The 17055-nt window shown below is 38.7% G+C and carries 17 protein-coding genes; 12 read left to right on the top strand and 5 right to left on the bottom strand.

The window, feature by feature from the left end; all coding sequences use genetic code 11:
* Position 1: 1 nt before the first annotated feature.
* From BMX11_RS00385 to rsfS, 3 genes are all read right to left on the bottom strand, one after another.
* Positions 2-646: a LutC/YkgG family protein gene (locus BMX11_RS00385; RefSeq protein WP_090879642.1), complete on the bottom strand. Its 645-nt coding sequence runs from the start codon at positions 644-646 to the stop codon at positions 2-4.
* 85 nt (positions 647-731) lie between these two features.
* The gene (gene ftsH / locus BMX11_RS00380; RefSeq protein ID WP_090879639.1) at positions 732-2834 is read right to left on the bottom strand and encodes an ATP-dependent zinc metalloprotease FtsH; all 2103 of its coding nucleotides are present in this window, start codon (positions 2832-2834) and stop codon (positions 732-734) included.
* 28 nt (positions 2835-2862) lie between these two features.
* A complete protein-coding gene (gene rsfS / locus BMX11_RS00375; protein ID WP_090879636.1) occupies positions 2863-3237 on the bottom strand; it encodes a ribosome silencing factor in 375 nt (124 codons plus the stop codon).
* 44 nt (positions 3238-3281) lie between these two features.
* Here rsfS and BMX11_RS00370 point away from each other — a divergent pair, with 44 nt between their 5' ends.
* The 4 genes from BMX11_RS00370 (at position 3282) to pfkA (ending at position 7345) form a co-directional block, all read left to right on the top strand.
* Positions 3282-4058 (top strand): biotin--[acetyl-CoA-carboxylase] ligase, encoded by a 777-nt coding sequence (locus BMX11_RS00370; RefSeq protein ID WP_090879633.1) that lies wholly within the window; start codon positions 3282-3284, stop codon positions 4056-4058.
* A gap of 7 nt (positions 4059-4065) precedes the next feature.
* A complete protein-coding gene (locus BMX11_RS00365) occupies positions 4066-4515 on the top strand; it encodes a protein-disulfide reductase DsbD domain-containing protein (protein ID WP_090879630.1) in 450 nt (149 codons plus the stop codon).
* Between the two features lie 146 nt (positions 4516-4661).
* Positions 4662-6356 carry a protein-disulfide reductase DsbD family protein gene (locus tag BMX11_RS00360; RefSeq protein ID WP_090879627.1) on the top strand — a complete coding sequence of 565 codons (1695 nt, stop codon included), beginning with the start codon at positions 4662-4664 and terminating at the stop codon, positions 6354-6356.
* Between the two features lie 5 nt (positions 6357-6361).
* On the top strand, positions 6362-7345 hold the full coding sequence (pfkA, locus tag BMX11_RS00355) for a 6-phosphofructokinase (RefSeq protein ID WP_090879624.1): 984 nt from the start codon (positions 6362-6364) through the stop codon (positions 7343-7345).
* Positions 7346-7388: 43 nt separating this feature from the next.
* Here the strand turns inward: pfkA and BMX11_RS00350 are convergent, their stop codons facing one another.
* Positions 7389-7715, bottom strand: coding sequence for a heavy metal-binding domain-containing protein (locus BMX11_RS00350; RefSeq protein ID WP_090879621.1), 327 nt, complete (start codon positions 7713-7715; stop codon positions 7389-7391).
* 224 nt (positions 7716-7939) lie between these two features.
* Between BMX11_RS00350 and BMX11_RS00345 the strand changes: the two genes are divergently transcribed.
* Positions 7940-10942, top strand: coding sequence for a VIT domain-containing protein (locus BMX11_RS00345; RefSeq protein ID WP_090879617.1), 3003 nt, complete (start codon positions 7940-7942; stop codon positions 10940-10942).
* A gap of 57 nt (positions 10943-10999) precedes the next feature.
* Here BMX11_RS00345 and BMX11_RS00340 read toward each other — a convergent pair whose 3' ends face one another.
* The gene (locus BMX11_RS00340) at positions 11000-11521 is read right to left on the bottom strand and encodes a 5' nucleotidase, NT5C type (RefSeq protein ID WP_245738548.1); all 522 of its coding nucleotides are present in this window, start codon (positions 11519-11521) and stop codon (positions 11000-11002) included.
* Between the two features lie 145 nt (positions 11522-11666).
* Between BMX11_RS00340 and BMX11_RS00335 the strand changes: the two genes are divergently transcribed.
* From BMX11_RS00335 to BMX11_RS00305, 7 genes are all read left to right on the top strand, one after another.
* Positions 11667-12227, top strand: a complete 561-nt coding sequence (locus BMX11_RS00335) for a 30S ribosomal protein S16 (protein ID WP_090879614.1) — start codon at positions 11667-11669, stop codon at positions 12225-12227.
* Complete coding sequence (gene rimM, locus BMX11_RS00330) at positions 12127-12924, top strand: ribosome maturation factor RimM (RefSeq protein WP_317040093.1); 798 nt, start codon at positions 12127-12129, stop codon at positions 12922-12924. Before BMX11_RS00335 ends, rimM begins: the two co-directional genes overlap by 101 nt.
* 122 nt (positions 12925-13046) lie before the next feature.
* A complete protein-coding gene (locus BMX11_RS00325) occupies positions 13047-13496 on the top strand; it encodes a hypothetical protein (RefSeq protein ID WP_090879607.1) in 450 nt (149 codons plus the stop codon).
* Positions 13486-13686: a helix-turn-helix transcriptional regulator gene (locus tag BMX11_RS00320; protein ID WP_090879604.1), complete on the top strand. Its 201-nt coding sequence runs from the start codon at positions 13486-13488 to the stop codon at positions 13684-13686. The genes BMX11_RS00325 and BMX11_RS00320 overlap by 11 nt, the downstream gene beginning before the upstream one ends.
* Positions 13687-13749: 63 nt before the next feature.
* On the top strand, positions 13750-14424 hold the full coding sequence (gene trmD, locus BMX11_RS00315) for a tRNA (guanosine(37)-N1)-methyltransferase TrmD (RefSeq protein WP_090879601.1): 675 nt from the start codon (positions 13750-13752) through the stop codon (positions 14422-14424).
* A gap of 188 nt (positions 14425-14612) precedes the next feature.
* Positions 14613-15248 (top strand): response regulator transcription factor, encoded by a 636-nt coding sequence (locus BMX11_RS00310; RefSeq protein ID WP_090879599.1) that lies wholly within the window; start codon positions 14613-14615, stop codon positions 15246-15248.
* Complete coding sequence (locus tag BMX11_RS00305) at positions 15226-17007, top strand: sensor histidine kinase (RefSeq protein ID WP_090879596.1); 1782 nt, start codon at positions 15226-15228, stop codon at positions 17005-17007. Before BMX11_RS00310 ends, BMX11_RS00305 begins: the two co-directional genes overlap by 23 nt.
* Positions 17008-17055 lie beyond the last annotated feature (48 nt).

The following is a 17055-nucleotide window of genomic DNA, read 5'->3' as shown; positions in this document are numbered from 1 at the left end:
TTTATTTAAAATCATCTATCAAAAAAACAAAGAGTTCCTTAGGGCCATGCGCACCTAAAACCAATGTTTTTTCGATATCTGCTGTTCTGCTTGGCCCGGTAATATTGCTGATCATAGATGGAATCTGGCTTCCATATTTTTGTTTCAATAAAGCGAAGCCATCTTTGAGGTCTAAAACAAGCTGGCTTGTTCTGGCAATTACAATGTGGTGATGTGGATAAATACTAAGTCTTCTGCCGGCTGCACCTTGGTTGCTTACCATTACGCTTCCATTCCGGGCAATTAGGGCTTCGCAAAGGGTAATACCCACCTCTGCTTGTTCAAAATCTTTATCTGTTTGGTAGAAGGGAAATTCATATTTGGCTAAAAAGTCCTGTAATTCCGGTTCCCAGCAATATATTTTTCTCCATTTAAATTTCTCGGCCAATTGGAGCATGTTTTCAATAAAGTCAATACCATCCTCACAGAAGATAAAATTTCCCGAAACCGCCATAAGCTGCTCAGCAAAGAGTATTTCCAGGGCTTCGGTATTTTTAATATACAAAGGGCTTTCTTCCAAATTAGGATAGGGGTTTTCACGCTTTTCTAAAAGCGCTTTCCTAATTTTCTTCAATATCTGCTCCTTCGCCGTAGTATTTTCCTTCATCGGTATAAAAAATGAAACCTTGAATTTTTTAGGTTCAAGGTTTCAAACTTAGATATAATTGTTTTGATATGCAATGATGCACATACTAGTTCTGCTCTTTCTCAGAAGCTGGGTTTAATCCGGTAACTTCTTTATTGTTAATGTCTGCATCCCCTACTCCATCATGAATTAATCCTTCAGCTGCCGGAGTTTGATCGCCAGTTCCATTTACAAATTCATCATAGGTGGTGCGGCTATCAAAAGGGCGTTTGCCTAAAATTTCCTCTAGATCTGCCTGGAATAAAATCTCTTTCTCTAATAATTTTTGAGCCAGTTTTTCTAATCCATCACGTTTTTCAGTCAACAATTCTTTGGTTTTTGTATACACATCACCAATGAGTTTACGCACTTCAACGTCAATCATTTCAGCGGTTTTCTCTGAGTATGGTTTGTTAAAGTTGTATTCATTTTGAGGGTCGTGGAATGAAACGTTACCCACGTTGCTATTCATACCATATATGGTTACCATAGCGTATGATAACTTGGTAATTCTTTCCAAATCGTTTTGAGCACCTGTAGAGATTTTACCGAACGTGATATCCTCTGCTACCCGGCCACCCATAGTCATACACATTCCATCAATTAACTGTTCTGTAGTATATAAGAACTGCTCTTTTGGTAGGTACTGTGCATAGCCTAATGCTGCTACTCCACGCGGAACGATAGATACTTTAACCAGTGGATCGGCATGTTCTAAGAACCAGCCAGCAATAGCATGGCCAGCCTCGTGATAAGCCACGATTCGTTTCTCTTCAGGAGAAATAATTTTATTTTTCTTTTCTAAACCACCAATTACACGGTCGATAGCATCCTGAAAGTCTTGCATATCAACAGTTTCTTTATTTCTACGGGCAGCTATAAGTGCCGCTTCATTACAAACATTGGCAATTTCTGCACCCGCAAAACCTGGAGTTTGTGCTGATAATTTTTTAGCATCAACTTCCGGAGCTGATTTAATTGGCTTAAGGTGAACATTAAAAATGTGCTCTCTACCTACTAAATCTGGTTTATCAATAGAAATTTGTCTGTCAAAACGTCCTGGTCTCAATAAAGCCGAATCCAATACATCCGGACGGTTAGTTGCTGCAAGGATGATAATTCCTGAGTCTGTTCCAAAACCATCCATTTCCACCAATAATTGGTTCAATGTATTTTCACGCTCATCATTTCCACCCATTACGCTGTTTTTACCACGCGCACGCCCAATGGCATCAACCTCATCAATAAATATGATACAAGGTGCTTTGTCTTTAGCTTGTTTAAACAAATCGCGCACACGAGATGCCCCTACTCCAACAAACATTTCAACAAAGTCTGAACCAGAAAGAGAGAAGAAAGGTACTTGTGCCTCTCCGGCAACAGCTTTAGCTAAAAGCGTTTTTCCCGTTCCTGGAGAACCTACTAGTAAGGCTCCTTTAGGGATTTTTCCTCCCAGATTGGTGTATTTTTTAGGGTTTTTCAAGAAATCTACGATTTCCATTACCTCCGTTTTAGCTTCTTCCAGCCCTGCAACGTCATTGAAAGTTATATTTACCTGACTTTCTTTGTCAAATAAGGTTGCTTTTGACTTGCCAATGCTGAAAATCTGACCGCCACCGCCGGCACCGCCACCCATACGACGCATCATAAAGATCCAGAATCCAATCAGTAATAATACGGGTAAAATAATGCTCAGGAACCAGCTTGCCAAAGGATTGCTTCTACTGGTTTTCTCGGCAACAATTTTAGTGGGTAAATCTTTTTGAGACTCGATCAGTTGTTTATCCAAACCATCCATGGTACCAGCATTAAAATATACTGTTGGTCCCTGGCTCATGTTCAATGAACTGGTGCTTTTGAATTTTTTGTATTCAGGTTTATTTTCTAAACTCGCTTTTTTGAGATATACCTCAGCCTTTACCAGGTCATCAGATTTATAGGCAATAACCTTTTCTACATCACCCGCAAGGAGCATCTTTTCAAATGCCGGATAAGTTATTTCCTTACCACCATCGCCGGTAAATAAGAATTGTGCAGCCACAATAGCTATGATAATTGCAGCATAAACCCAAAAAATGTTAAACTTAGAGCCCTTTTGGGGTTTCTTGGGAATATTGGGTAGTCTTTTTCCCTGTTTTTTGTTTTCGTTGATATTTTGATTATCGTTCATTTCTTTTGATCAAATGGTTCCTTTGTGGTTAGGCGCTCTGAAAATTTGTGCTTTCAGCATCTCCCCACAGTTCTTCAATGCCATAAAAATGGCGCTTTTCGGTTTTAAAAATGTGCACAACCACATCAAAATAATCTAAGATAATCCAATCTGCCGTTTCAAACCCTTCCTTATGGCGAGGGTCGGCCTGTGTACTTTTATATATCTCTTTTTCTACACTGTCGGCAATTGCTTTCACCTGTGTACCAGAATTGGCACTGCAAATAATAAAATAATCTGCTACAGATGAATGAATTTGTCTAAGATCCAACCGCACAATATCTTCCCCTTTTTTTTCTTGAATGCCGTGTACGGCAAGTTCAGAAAGGTATGTAGAAAGGGCTACTATTTTCTTTTTTACCATTAAAATGCTTTAATTTTGGAATTACAATATTATAAATTCAACCCTTGCAAAATAACACTTTTTCGACACTATTTGTTGGTCAAAATTTCATCAAATTAAAAGAAGTTGATTCTACCAATAACTTTTTAAAAAATATGGTGTCAAATTCCGAGCCATTAGCAGAAGGGACTGTAATTATGGCAGACCATCAGTTTGCTGGAAGAGGACAGCAAGAAAGCGTTTGGACCACCGAACCAGGAAAAAACATCAGTACCAGCATATACTTACGACCTACCTTTTTACCCCTAAACAGGCAGTTTTATCTCAATATGGCCATTAGTTTGGCTGTATGCGAAGCATTGTCCACGGTTATTCCGGAGGGTATCAAGCTAAAATGGCCTAATGATATATATTACAATAATAAGAAACTTGGAGGCATTTTAATTGAGAATACGCTGACAGGTTTGTCTTTAAAATCATCTGTTATCGGTATTGGATTAAACATCAACCAGGAAAATTTTTCAGATGAAATTTCGCAGAAGGCCACTTCCGTAATTCAAATTTTACATAAAGAAACGCTTTTGGAGGATATTCTGGAGAAAATATTCGTGTTTATGGAAAAATACTACCTAATTTTGAAATCAGGTAAATACAATATTTTACAGAAGGATTACCTTAAAAGATTATATAACTTCAATATATTAGCTTCTTACAAACAGAATGGAGAGATTTTTGAAGGATCAATTACAGGAGTGGAAGAAAACGGACGCTTGATAATGGAAACCAAGTTAGGGATACAATCTTTCAATTTTAAGGAAATAGAATTTATACACACACAATAAACACACAATGAAAAAAATCACTTTATTACTCGCTACGGTTTTATTTTCCGTAGCTGGAGCTTTTGCTCAGATAGAGAAACCAGTTACCTGGTCTTACGCAGCAAAGAAAGTAAGCAAAACGGAAGCCGTTCTTTATTTAAAAGCTACCATTGAAGATAGATGGCACATTTATTCTCAAAATGTTAAAGACGGTGGGCCGGTTAAAACAACCTTTACTTTTTCTCCTTCTAAAGAATTCTCATTAGTTGGCAAAACAGTTGAACCAAAGGCTATTGTTAAGTTCGAAGATACCTTTAAAATGAATGTTGCCTATTTCGAGAAAAGCGTAATCTTTCAACAAAAGGTTAAACTCAATAAAGGAACAACAACCGTTAAAGGAAAAGTAGAATATATGGTTTGTAACGACAGACAATGTCTTCCGCCAGAAGAAGTTGAATTCAGCATTCCAGTTAAGTAATTCTGAATAAAATAGTTACTGAACAGCCGCTCCAAAAGAGGGGCTGTTTCTGTTTAAAGTAAAATCTATGTGGATGAGAAGGTTTTAACAAGTTGCTTTCTAAAATTATTCTTATTTTCACGCCCTTAAATACACACCACACACAAATGAAAAAGGTTTTATTATTAACAATTATCGCAGCCTTGTTTTTTACACTGCCTGCGGTTAAGAGCTATGCCTGGGTAGCCCAAGATACAAGTTCTGTGTCTGCTCCCCCAGATGATATTCAGTTTACAGAAGTTGGATCAACAGCAGATAGTGCAGCCAATAATATTGTACAGGATACGGTTAAAAAAGATACCACAAAAATTACTGCGGATCCCACAGCTAAGCCGGTAAAAGCCGCCGAAGCAGAACAACTTACCCTTTGGGAAACCTTTATAAAGGGATTGTTAGGTGGATTTTTAGCCTTTTTAATGCCATGTATTTTCCCGATGGTTCCGCTTACAATTAGTTATTTTACTAAAAGGGCGGGTAGCAGGAAGAAGGGCATTGGGCAAGCTTTAATTTACGGAGCTTCTATCATTGTAATTTATGTCGTTTTTGGCTTATTGATTACTTTGATTTTCGGATCAGGAAAACTCAATGAACTGAGCAGCAGTGGCTGGTTTAATTTTGCTTTCTTTATTTTACTCGTTGTTTTCGCCATATCTTTTTTTGGAGCTTTCGAGATTACCCTGCCCAGTTCATTTGTCAATAAAATAGATCAAAAGGCCGACAATAGTAAAGGCCTTGGAGGAATTTTCTTCATGGCAGCTTCTTTAGCCTTGGTTTCCTTTTCATGTACCGGGCCAATTATAGGAACGTTATTGGTTGAAGCCAGTTCTAAGGGAAATATTTTAGGGCCGGCCATCGGAATGTTTGGATTTGCCCTTGCTTTAGCACTCCCTTTTACCCTTTCGGCAATATTTCCAGGATTTTTAAATAGTATGCCTAAATCTGGAGGATGGCTAAATAGTTTAAAAGTATGTTTAGGATTTCTAGAGCTTGCACTGGCGCTAAAATTCTTATCAGCTGCAGATTTAGTTTGGCACTGGGAATGGTTTGATAGAGAGATTTTCTTATCGTTATGGATTGTTCTCTTTATTTTGATGGGGGTTTATATCCTTGGGAAACTTAAATTTTCGCACGATAGTGACCTTCCCTTTGTATCAGTACCGAGGCTTTTCTTTGCGATTATTTCTTTCGCCTTCGCGGTATATATTATCCCGGGCTTATGGGGCGCACCTGTAAACATTTTAAGCGGAATCGCTCCACCATTAAATACCCAGGATTTTATTTTAGGAGGTAACACCGCTGCTCCATCAGGGAGCTCTGATTTTCCTTCATCAGTAAAATATGGAGATGTTTTACATCCACCACATGGCTTTAATGCATTTTTCGATCTAGAAGAAGGCTTAGCGTATGCTAAGAAAGCGGGTAAGCCTGTGATGATTGATTTTACAGGACACGCCTGTGTTAATTGTAGAAAGATGGAAGACAATATCTGGATTGATAAGGAGGTTGGCCGTTTAATTAAAGAAGAATTTGTGCTGATACAACTTTATGTAGATGAACGTTCAGTTAAAATGCCCGAAAATAAAGTGCATTACTCTTCCGTTTTAAGGAAAAATACAGCTGATTTAGGATTGTGGAATGCCGATTTTCAAGCAACCAAATACAATTCTAACTCGCAACCTTTTTACGTTTTAGCGGGCCATGATCTTAATCCGCTGGTTAAACCGCAAGGAGCAATATTCGATGCGAAAGAATATGCGGCATATTTAAAAAGTGCCTTAGATCTCTTTAAGGCATCAAAATAAACAGAATGAACAAGATAAAGAATATAGGAGTTTTAACCTCTGGTGGTGACTCACCGGGGATGAACGCAGCTATTAGGGCTGTTGTAAGGGCCTCAATTTATTATGATATTGAAGTAACCGGATTTATCCGTGGATACGAAGGGTTAATCAACAATGATTCTATACCTATGGATAGAAAATCTGTTGCGAATATTATCCAACGTGGAGGAACAATCTTAAAAACTGCCCGCAGTGAGGCTTTCAGAACAGTTGAAGGCAGGCAGACGGCTTACGATAACTTAAAAGCTAATGGTGTTGATGCACTTGTTGTAATTGGTGGAGATGGAACTTTTACCGGCGCAAATGTTTTTGCTAAAGAGCATGATTTTCCAATCATAGGTTTGCCAGGTACTATCGACAATGACTTGGTAGGAACCGATTTCACCATCGGTTATGATTCTGCTATCAATACCGTAATAGATGCGGTAGATAGAATCAGGGATACCGCAGAATCTCACGATAGGCTATTCATTGTTGAGGTTATGGGACGTGATTCGGGATTAATCGCCTTAAGAAGTGGTATTGGCGTAGGTGCAGAAGCGATTATGATTCCTGAAGCAAACATGAATGCAGACGATATTCTCCATAAGCTGGAGCATAGCCGTAGAGACAAGGCATCAAAAATTATTATTGTAGCAGAAGGAGATGATGCAGGTGGTGCCTTTAAGGTAGGTGAGATTTTGCAAAGTAAATACCCGCATTACGATACTAAAGTTTCTATTCTGGGCCATATCCAAAGAGGAGGAAAACCAAGCTGTATGGATAGGGTTTTGGCGAGCAGATTGGGCGTGGCAGCTGTTGAGGGATTGGTAAGAGGTGAAAGCGGTAAAATGGCTGGTTTAGTTAATCAAGAGGTAACCTTCACCCCTTTCGAACATGCCATTAAGCATATCGATGCAGAAAAAGTAAGTACCAGATGGTTAAAACTGATGGATATTCTTTCTTTCTAATCATAAAAAATGGGCCAGATTAATATTTGGCCCATTTTTACTATCAAATATCTTCAATAACAACAGCAGTACCACTAGCGGTAACCATTAACATGCTACCACCTGTTCCAACCGTTTCATAATCTAAATCAACGCCAACTATCGCATTTGCGCCCATGGCTGCCGCATATTGTTGCATCTCATTTACGGCAATATCTTTTCCCTCGCGCAGTACGCGCTCATAAGAACCAGATCTTCCCCCAACAATATCACGGATACCTGCAAAAAGATCCTTAAAGATATTTGCACCAATAATGGTTTCGCCCGTTACCAGGCCAATGTATTTTACTATTTTTTTGCCTTCAACAGAAGGTGTTGTGGTTACTAGCATAGCTTAATTGTTTTTCCTATTAGAATTATTAATGCCTTAAATGTTACATTTCTTCTGGTAAAGTAAGGTTTCGTGTTTATCGGGATGCTCCGGTCCCGCTGTTCGTTATAGCCCTCGTACCTCGGGGCTGCCACTTCCATCGGGTTTATTTATAATGGGCACTGCTTTAAAATAAATTTATGCAATCTGTTACTTTTTTGCATCACTTCTAAAAATATCAGGTTATGAAACGCTATAAAAATCTACTCACGCTTGCGCTGTTATCTCTTATCCTATCGGTAAAAGCACAAATGCCCGTACTTAAAGTTCAGCAGGAAAACGCAGAACAATCTGTAATGATGAAGAAGCTGGACATTGATGTGCAGATTACCGGAAACATTGCCACCACGGTAATGACCATGACTTTTTACAACAACGCCAATAAAATATTAGAAGGTGAGCTCAGCTTTCCCATGCCAGAAGGTGTAACGGTAAGCAAGTATGCTTTAGATATAAATGGTAAAATGAGGGCAGCCGTTCCGGTAGAAAAAGCTAAGGCAACAGCGGTTTTTGAAAGTATCGAGCGCCGTCGGGTAGACCCAGGACTTTTAGAAAAGGTAGAAGGCAATAATTTTAGAACCAGAATTTATCCGCTCCCTGCCAAAGGTAGCCGCACGGTAATTATTGGCTACGAACAGGAGCTTGCATTTGTGAATGATAAAGCTTTAAGCTATCACCTGCCCTTAGCTTATCAACAAGCTGTTGAAGATTTCAGTTTAAAGGCAACTGTTTATGAAAGCGTATTGAAGCCACAAATGCAGGAGCAACCGGACGGAAGCTTCGATTTTAAGACCAATGGGAATGTCTACGTGGCTGAGATCCATAAAAAGGACTTTTTGCCTAAAAGAGGCCTAACCATCAACCTTCCAAAAAGAAGCGACCTGCCAGAAATTCAACTTCAAAAGGCATCAGCAGGTTATTATTTCTTAATTAACGTATTCCCTAAATCACCAAGCAAACCAAGAATCTGGTCCAATCAAATCGGCCTTATCTGGGACGCTTCTTTGAGTGGAATGCAGCATGACAGACAAAAGGAAATGCAACTTTTGGATGCCATTGTTAAGCAAAAGCGAAATCTTACCATTCAATTGGGGCTTTTAAATAACGGATTCAGAAATGCCGGGACTTTCCGGATCAAAAATGGAGACTGGACTGAGTTGAAGAATAAGTTAAACCAGGTTGTATATGATGGAGGAACAAATTTTAGCAGCATTGACGATAAGTCTCTTTTTGCTGATGAATACCTCTTTTTTACTGATGGTCTTTCCACTTTTGGTAAAAATACCATTGCCCTAACCAAGCCTGTGCATTGTATAAATAGCTCACTTAAGGCTGATTACAGCACGTTAAAGTACATTTCTTTAAAATCCGGGGGACAATTTGTTAACCTCAACAACCTGTCTGCAAAAGATGCATTTAAGCAGCTTAGCGAACAGCAATTGCAGTTCCTGGGCATTAAGAACGGATCAGATTTACGCCAGACTTATCCTGCAATGCGGGTCAATGTAAACGGGAATTTTTCTTTGGCAGGAATCTTAAATGAGTTGAATACTGAATTCATCCTGCAATTTGGATATGGGAATGAGGTAGTTACCGAGCAAAAGCTGCGATTAAATGCCACCGAACACGCATTGGCTAGTATTGATGTAAGCCGGATTTGGGCGCAAAAGAAAATTGCCGAGATGGATATTCAGTACGAAGAGCACAAACAGGATATTAGCCATTTAAGTAAGCAGTTTGGTATTGTAACCAGAAATACAAGCTTAATTGTGTTAGAGAATTTAGACGATTACCTCCGTTATGACATTGTACCACCTGCAGAATTGAGGGGTGCCTATGAAGCTGCCTTAAAAGTTCGTCGTAATTCACTCTTGGAACAAAAAACAAATTTGATGAATGCAGCTGTTGCCATGACAAAGGAATTGAAAACCTGGTGGGACACTGATTTTAATTATAAGGAAACGTCAAAAGTGAAGGAAGAATATCCGGTTCCGGAACGTGCCACAGAAGATATTGTTTCTATACCACGAATGGCAGAAACCGCCAGAAGAGAGACTGAAAACAGGCAGGCAGTTAGGCGGCCTGCCCCTGCGGCAGAGCGGCTGCAGGACGCGAAACAGGGACAGGCATTGCATGAGATCGTAGTGGTGGGCTATGCGGCTCAGGCTAAAAGAGAACTTACGGGATCTGCTGTAACGCTTAACAATGCTTTGGCTGGGCGTGTGGCTGGTGCTGTGGTTCGCGAGCGGGGCAATACAGAGGCAAGGCCCCAGCCTAAAATTGTGGTTCAAAAGTTTAAAAGCGATAAGGAATACATCAAATCGCTTACAGGCACACCAGATAGTGCTTATGCTGCGTATTTAAAATTAAGGCCAGATTATATCAGTACACCCATGTTCTATTTTGATGTAGCCAATTGGTTCTACGAACAAAAAGATAGCGTAAGAGCATTAACCATTTTAAGCAATATTGCCGATCTGGATCTGGAAAATGCTGATTTATATAAAACCCTGGCCTATAAACTTAAGCAGACTAAAAACTATAAGGAAGAAATTTTTGTCACAGAGAAAGTGCTGCAGTGGCGGCCAATGGATGCCCAAAGCTACAGGGATTACGCTTTGGCATTGGCTGATGATGGACAATATCAGAAAGCACTGGATAATTTGTATAGCGTGCTAACCAATGATTATAATGCACAGATATCAGACCGGGATCATGGAATCGAAGAAATTATCATTTCCGAAATCAACAATCTGATCGCCAGGCACGGAAAAGAGCTCAATACCAGACAGATTGATAAAAGATTGATTCAATCGCTGCCTGTTGATGTACGTGTGGTGCTCAATTGGAATAAGAATGATACCGATATAGATCTATGGTTAACAGATCCAACCGGAGAGAAGGGCTATTATGGCAATCCGAAAACCAAAATTGGGGGAAGGATAAGCGACGACTTTATTTCAGGTTATGGCCCTGAGCAATTTATGATCAAAAAGGCCATTAAAGGAAAATATAAAATTGAAGTAAATTATTATGGCGATCAGCAAATCAACATCAGTGGGCCAACTACTGTTACCGCAGAAATTTACACCCGTTATGCCACAGGGAAACAACAACGGGAAGTTATCGTACTGCCCATGTCGGCAAGCAACAAGACCGGAAATTTAGTCGGTGAATTTTATTTTTAAAAAAAGCTGTCCGGTCAGCAAGATATTATAGCGTTGCTGACCGGATTTTTATTTTGACTAAAGCAGTAATCCGGCAATTTCTTCCCAGTTATTTACCCGCTCATACTCCGTTACCAGTAGGTTGTGTGGTGATGTAAAAAGTAGCGGTCTGCCCTCAAAATTGACAAAATTCTTCGTCCTGTCATCGATGATAATATCGGCCTTAACAATTTTGTTTCCGCAGAACATGATGTGTTGCCAATCGATGAAGGGAAAATGTTCTGCGAGCCAGTCGTATTTGTCGGTTAATGAGTTTCTAAATTCCATTGCCGCAGAAACAATGTAAACATCGTATTTTTCCTGGAGGGCCTTGATCACCCTTTGGCTATCAGGAATTACTGCTAAATCGCGAAAAAAGCCTGGTTCATTAATGTATTCGAACCATTTTTGGTTAACATCCTGCGGAACGTGGTGGTAAATTTCATTTCCTGCATCTATCTTTAAATCAAGGGGAACGTTGTAATCACGGTTATATAGCCGAATAAATTTTTCAAGGGCATCGGCAATCACCTCGTCCATGTCAATAGCAATTCTTTCCATTTTGTATCAGCAAAAATTTCGCTGGCAAATATCCTGAAAACAAAGAAATTAAACTATGTTTTTAATTTCCAGTATTTTAGTTATCTTTGCAGCCCCGCAGTACGAAGCTCCGGGAACTATGTTGAATACATAATAAACTTAAGAAATGGCAACTAAAATCAGATTGCAAAGATTCGGTAAAAAAGGTAAGCCTTTTTTCCACGTAGTGGTAGCAGATTCTCGCTCACCACGTGATGGTAAATTCATTGAGCGTTTAGGTTCTTATAACCCAAACACCAATCCTGCTACTATCGAAATTAACTTCGAAAAAGCTTTAGGCTGGGTAAACAGTGGTGCTGAGCCAACTGATACAGCTCGCGCTATCCTTTCTTACAAAGGTGTTTTATACAAAAAACACTTAGAAGGTGGTGTTAAAAAAGGTGCTTTAACTCAAGAGCAGGCAGACGAAAAATTTGCTGCTTGGTTAGATGCTAAAGCAGGTAAAATCTCTGGTAAAACAGAAGGTTTGGCAACTTCAAAAGCTGAGGTGCGTAAAGCAGCTTTAGCAGCAGAAGCTAAGAAAAAAGAAGACAGAGCAGCAGCAATCGCAGCTAAAAATGCACCAGTTGCAGAAGAAGTTGTTGAAGAAGAAGTTCCAGCTGTTGAAGCTGAAGCAACTGAAGAAGCTCCTGCAGCAGAAGCAACTAAAGAAGAAGGCGCAGAATAATTTATATTATTCAATCGCAGTAAATAGCGTTCAGGATCTTTCCGAACGCTATTTCTATTTAAAAGAAATTTATCAGTTTGCAGTACGCAGTTATCAGTTGCCTGTTACCGGTTTGCAATTCAACAATAGAACAATAATATATTCATTAAGCTCTCCTCCCACCAACAGTATGAAACACGAAGAAGCATTTTACGTAGGGTATATCACTAAAACAAAAGGTTTAAAAGGAGAAGTTCAGGTATTCTTTGAATTTGATGACTATGAACAGCTTGATTTCGATGTTGTGTTTGCTGATATGAACGGTAAACTCGTACCTTATTTTGTAGCTTCGGCTAAACTACATCCCAATAAAACGGGTTACTTTAATTTTGATGATGTTGATCACATTGATAAGGCTCAACCCCTACTTAAAAAGAAGCTTTATCTTCCATTGAGCCAAATGCCAGAGCATGACGCGGATGAGTTTTTCTATACAGATCTTAAGGGTTTTACCGCGGTTGATGAGACCTTGGGTGAACTGGGTGAAATTCTGGAAGTAAACGAATATCCACAACAATTTGTGGCTACAGTAATGTACCGGGAAACAGAAATTCTCTTTCCTTTGAATGAAGACTTTATCGTTGAAATTGATGATGAAGAAAAGGTGTTAAACCTCGATTTACCTGAAGGTTTGCTGGATATTTACTTGTCTAATTAAAAATAAATTCTCAGTTACAGCTATTGTTAGGACTGTTTTTGTAAAATAAAGCAATCTTTTAGTGAAACATACTTGACATTGATATCAAAAATACTTTACATTTGGTAAAAAATATTTGATATATGAAAAATTCGCTTTTGATCCCAAACAGATATAAGTTTATTGGCTGGGTAGTTTTTATTTTATCTACAGGAGTTTACACGGTAATAAATTATTTTGATTTACCTGTCCCTAAGATTACACTTGTTTTGATTCCGAGAGTGTTCAATTGGTCGGATGGAAATTTGTGGGATGAAATCATATTAACTTTAGTAATTATTGGGCTTTTATTAATTTCATTTTCGAAAGAGAAGAAGGAGGACGAGTATATCTCCTTATTGCGGTTAAGAAGCTGGCAATGGTCTGTGTTAATCTCTTATGGTGTATTATTTATGGCCACCTGGACCATTTATGGTGGAATGTATTTAGCCTTTATGATTTACAATATGTTAACGGTATTGTTGGTTTTTATTATCAAGTTTAATTTTAGTTTATATCGTTTAAGGAAGGAAGGAGTTTCTGATGAAAAATAACATTCGTGTACAGCGCGCTATAAAAAATATCACTCAGGCAGAGCTGGCCGACCTCATTCAGGTTTCCAGGCAGACTATAAATACGATCGAATCAGGTAAGTATGTTCCGTCTACAGTGCTGGCACTCAAAATGGCTAAAGTTTTCGGAAAACCTGTAGATGAAATATTTGAACTGGAAGAAGGCGATTAGCCCTTAAGTAGGAAAATTCGACATCAGACTAAAGACTTCGTACTAAAGACTTAACTTTGCATCATGCGTTTTGATATTATTACCGTTATTCCGGGCCTGCTCGAAAGTCCATTTGCTCATTCTATTTTGCAACGTGCTCAAAAGAAGGGAATTGCAGAGATTGTTGTGCATAATCTGAGAGACTATTCTACTCACAAGCAAAAAAGTGTTGACGACTATCAGTATGGCGGAGGTAGTGGTATGGTGATGATGATTGAACCTTTTGCCAACTGCATTGAGAAACTCCAGGCTGAAAGAGAATATGACGAGATTATATTTATGAGTCCTGATGGCGTGACACTAAATCAGAGCATCGCTAACGAATTATCTATCAAAAAGAATATCATCATTCTATGTGGCCATTATAAGGGCATAGATCAACGGATACGCGACATATATGTTACCCGTGAGTTATCTGTTGGCGATTATGTGCTGAGCGGTGGGGAGTTGCCTGCTGCCATTGTTGTAGATGCAGTGGTTAGGTTAATCCCCGGTGTGCTAAACGATGAAACTTCTGCCCTTTCGGATAGTTTTCAGGGAGAATTACTAGATGCACCTGTGTATACCCGCCCGGCAGATTGGAGGGGGCATAAAGTACCCGATATTTTATTAAGCGGGCATGAAGCGAAGGTGAACGAATGGAGGCACGAGCAAGCTTTGGCCCGAACCAAGGCCCGCAGACCCGATCTTTTAGAGTAGTTAATAACTATTCTCGCCTAAAAATTTTTCTAATAGGGCAATAAAATACCCATTAAATGGTATTGTGCTTTTCTGTGCTTCAGTCTATTTTAGTAAATAGAAAATAAGCCTGTAATAAGAGTTAAGAAATTCTTGTAAAGAATGAGTCGAAAGTATTAATTTAGGAGAACCCAGAAATCCCCTAAATTATGCCGAAACAGATCGTTATTTGCGATGATCATTTACTCTTTTTAAATGGTATTGCAGAATTGCTCAAGAATACCGGAAATAACTATCACATTTCTACATTCAGCAATGTACATTCGTGCAGGCAACATCTGATGGAGCATGCAGCAGATGTATTTATCTGCGATTTAAATATCAATAACTTCGACGGCTTTTTGTTATTGGAGGAGTTGAAGCCCAAATTAAAGCATACCAAAACAATTATTCTTACTGCTTATTATGAAGATTTTTTGATTCAGAAGGCAAAGAGAATTGGGATAAATGCCTTTTTGAAGAAGGAAACTACTGCCGAAGAGCTTGTAGATGTGATAGAATCGGACCAGAGCAAGGAATTTTACACCAATAAAAATTATAAAAAAGACGTTGGTGTGTATAGTAGCATTGACGATCCAATCATCAATAAATTTAGAATATCTAAGCAGGAAAAAGAGATTATTAAATTGATTATCGCTGGATTAACCAGTCAGGAGATTGCGGATAAGCTTTTTATCAGCAAAACAACAGTTACTACTCACCGAAAGAATATCCACCGAAAACTAGAAATCAGCAATAGCAGCTCGCTTATCAAATTCGCTCATGAGAATAATTTACTTCATTAGCTTCCTGCTTCTACCCTGCTTTCTCCATGCTCAAGCCATTAATCAGTTTCCAGAAGTTTCCTCCAGCTATGCTGTAGATAGCCATTCCACCTGGCATTTAGCCGACCTTAAACAGAAAGAATTTCAGGCCTTTAAACAGAACGACAAGGTTAATATTGGTTATAATAAAAACGCTGCGGTATGGTGCGCTTTCAAAATTAAAAATACCCAACTGTCAAAAGGCTTAAAAACATGGTTGTGTTTCAATAATAACCATATTGATAGCCTTAGCCTTTATGATGGTAAAGAAATTAAAACCATTGGCGACAGAACGGATGCGCGGAGTCCTTTCATCGAGACTCTGGCATTTGAACTTAATTTGCAACCAGGCGAAGAAAAAATCTTTTGGGTTAGGGTTAAAAAAGAAACTTCCTTTCTGGATTTTTCCTATAGCTTGGAAAATCAATCTTATTTAGAGCGAAAATCCTCTCGAAAAACAGCCTTGACTTCCTTTTTTATTGGCATAGTCTTTCTGTTGCTGATGATTAATGGAATATTGTTTTTGATGACCAAAAACAGATTATATGTTTATTACATTGGTTATTCTATATTAACAGCATTTTACACCGCCATAACCACCAATTTTGCCAAGCATGTTTTATTTCCGGAGTTTAGGTTTTTTAGCGAGGGCAGGGTTTACACCGGAGCGCTTTGGTACATTGCCCTCAGTATTTTTCTTGGACATTTTTTAAAGCTGAAAGAAAATCAACCCCTTAAGCATAAGTTGATTATAGTTCTGGGGGCGCTGAATTTTTTATTGATTTTAGTTTCGATTTTACTGTTGGTGTTTTATCGAGACTTTGAATTTCGTTACATTTTTGTGTTGGGTTATATCATATTCCTGGCTTCTATCGTCATACTTTTCTGGTCGGCATTAATACACCTCAAAATTGAAAAAACACAGGCTATTTATGCGCTTATGGCTTTTGCTCCACAGTTGGTATGGGGTGCTTGTTTAATTTTAAAGACATTTGAAATTATTCCACAATCGTTGGGTGATAATTGGATGTTATTTATCAGCCTGTATGAGGTGTTTTTATTTGGATACGTTTTGTCAAGAAACTATATCGATATCTTTTTGAAGAACAATGAACTGATGCAGCAGGTTATTTTTGAAAAAGAGACCTCGCTGAGGGCCATTAGTGAGGTTCAGCTACGGGAGCGGAGAAACATCGCAAATATTATTCATGACAATGTTGGGAGTAAGATTGCCCACATTATTCATCTTTTCGACATGAAGAATACCAAGCTAGCTAAGCATACTATAACCGAACTGGCAGCAGATATCAGAGAGATATCTCATAAAATTCTACCCAAAGCACTTGATGAAGGTGCCTTAATCTCAAGTTTGCAAAGCCAGATTTCCAGTCTGAACGCAGGTTTAACAAATGCAAAAATTGAGCTTTTCCATTATGATTTTCCTGATAGAATTGATGAAAAGTGGATTTACGACTTATATCTTATTGCGCTTGAGGTTATCAATAATGCCATAAAACATGGTAATGCGGAGTTAATCACGCTAGAGCTTTATAAATATCCTAAAAATTACCATTTTCAATTTACCGACGATGGGCTCGGCTTCGATCTACATAAAACCAGCAAGGGTTTCGGGCTCGAAAATATCGAGAAGCGGGTAAATTATTACAAAGGTAATTTCGAGATCAGTAGTGTTAAAAATGAAGGCACTATTATTCAGATTAATATTCCATCCAATCGTTAGTGCAACCGTTTTCTTGAGTGCTGTAGCTGTAAATATACCCTTTACTTG

The organism is Pedobacter rhizosphaerae (genome assembly GCF_900111155.1).
Classification (GTDB): Bacteria; Bacteroidota; Bacteroidia; order Sphingobacteriales; family Sphingobacteriaceae; genus Pedobacter; species Pedobacter rhizosphaerae.
This window is presented reverse-complemented; position numbering and strand designations above follow the sequence as displayed.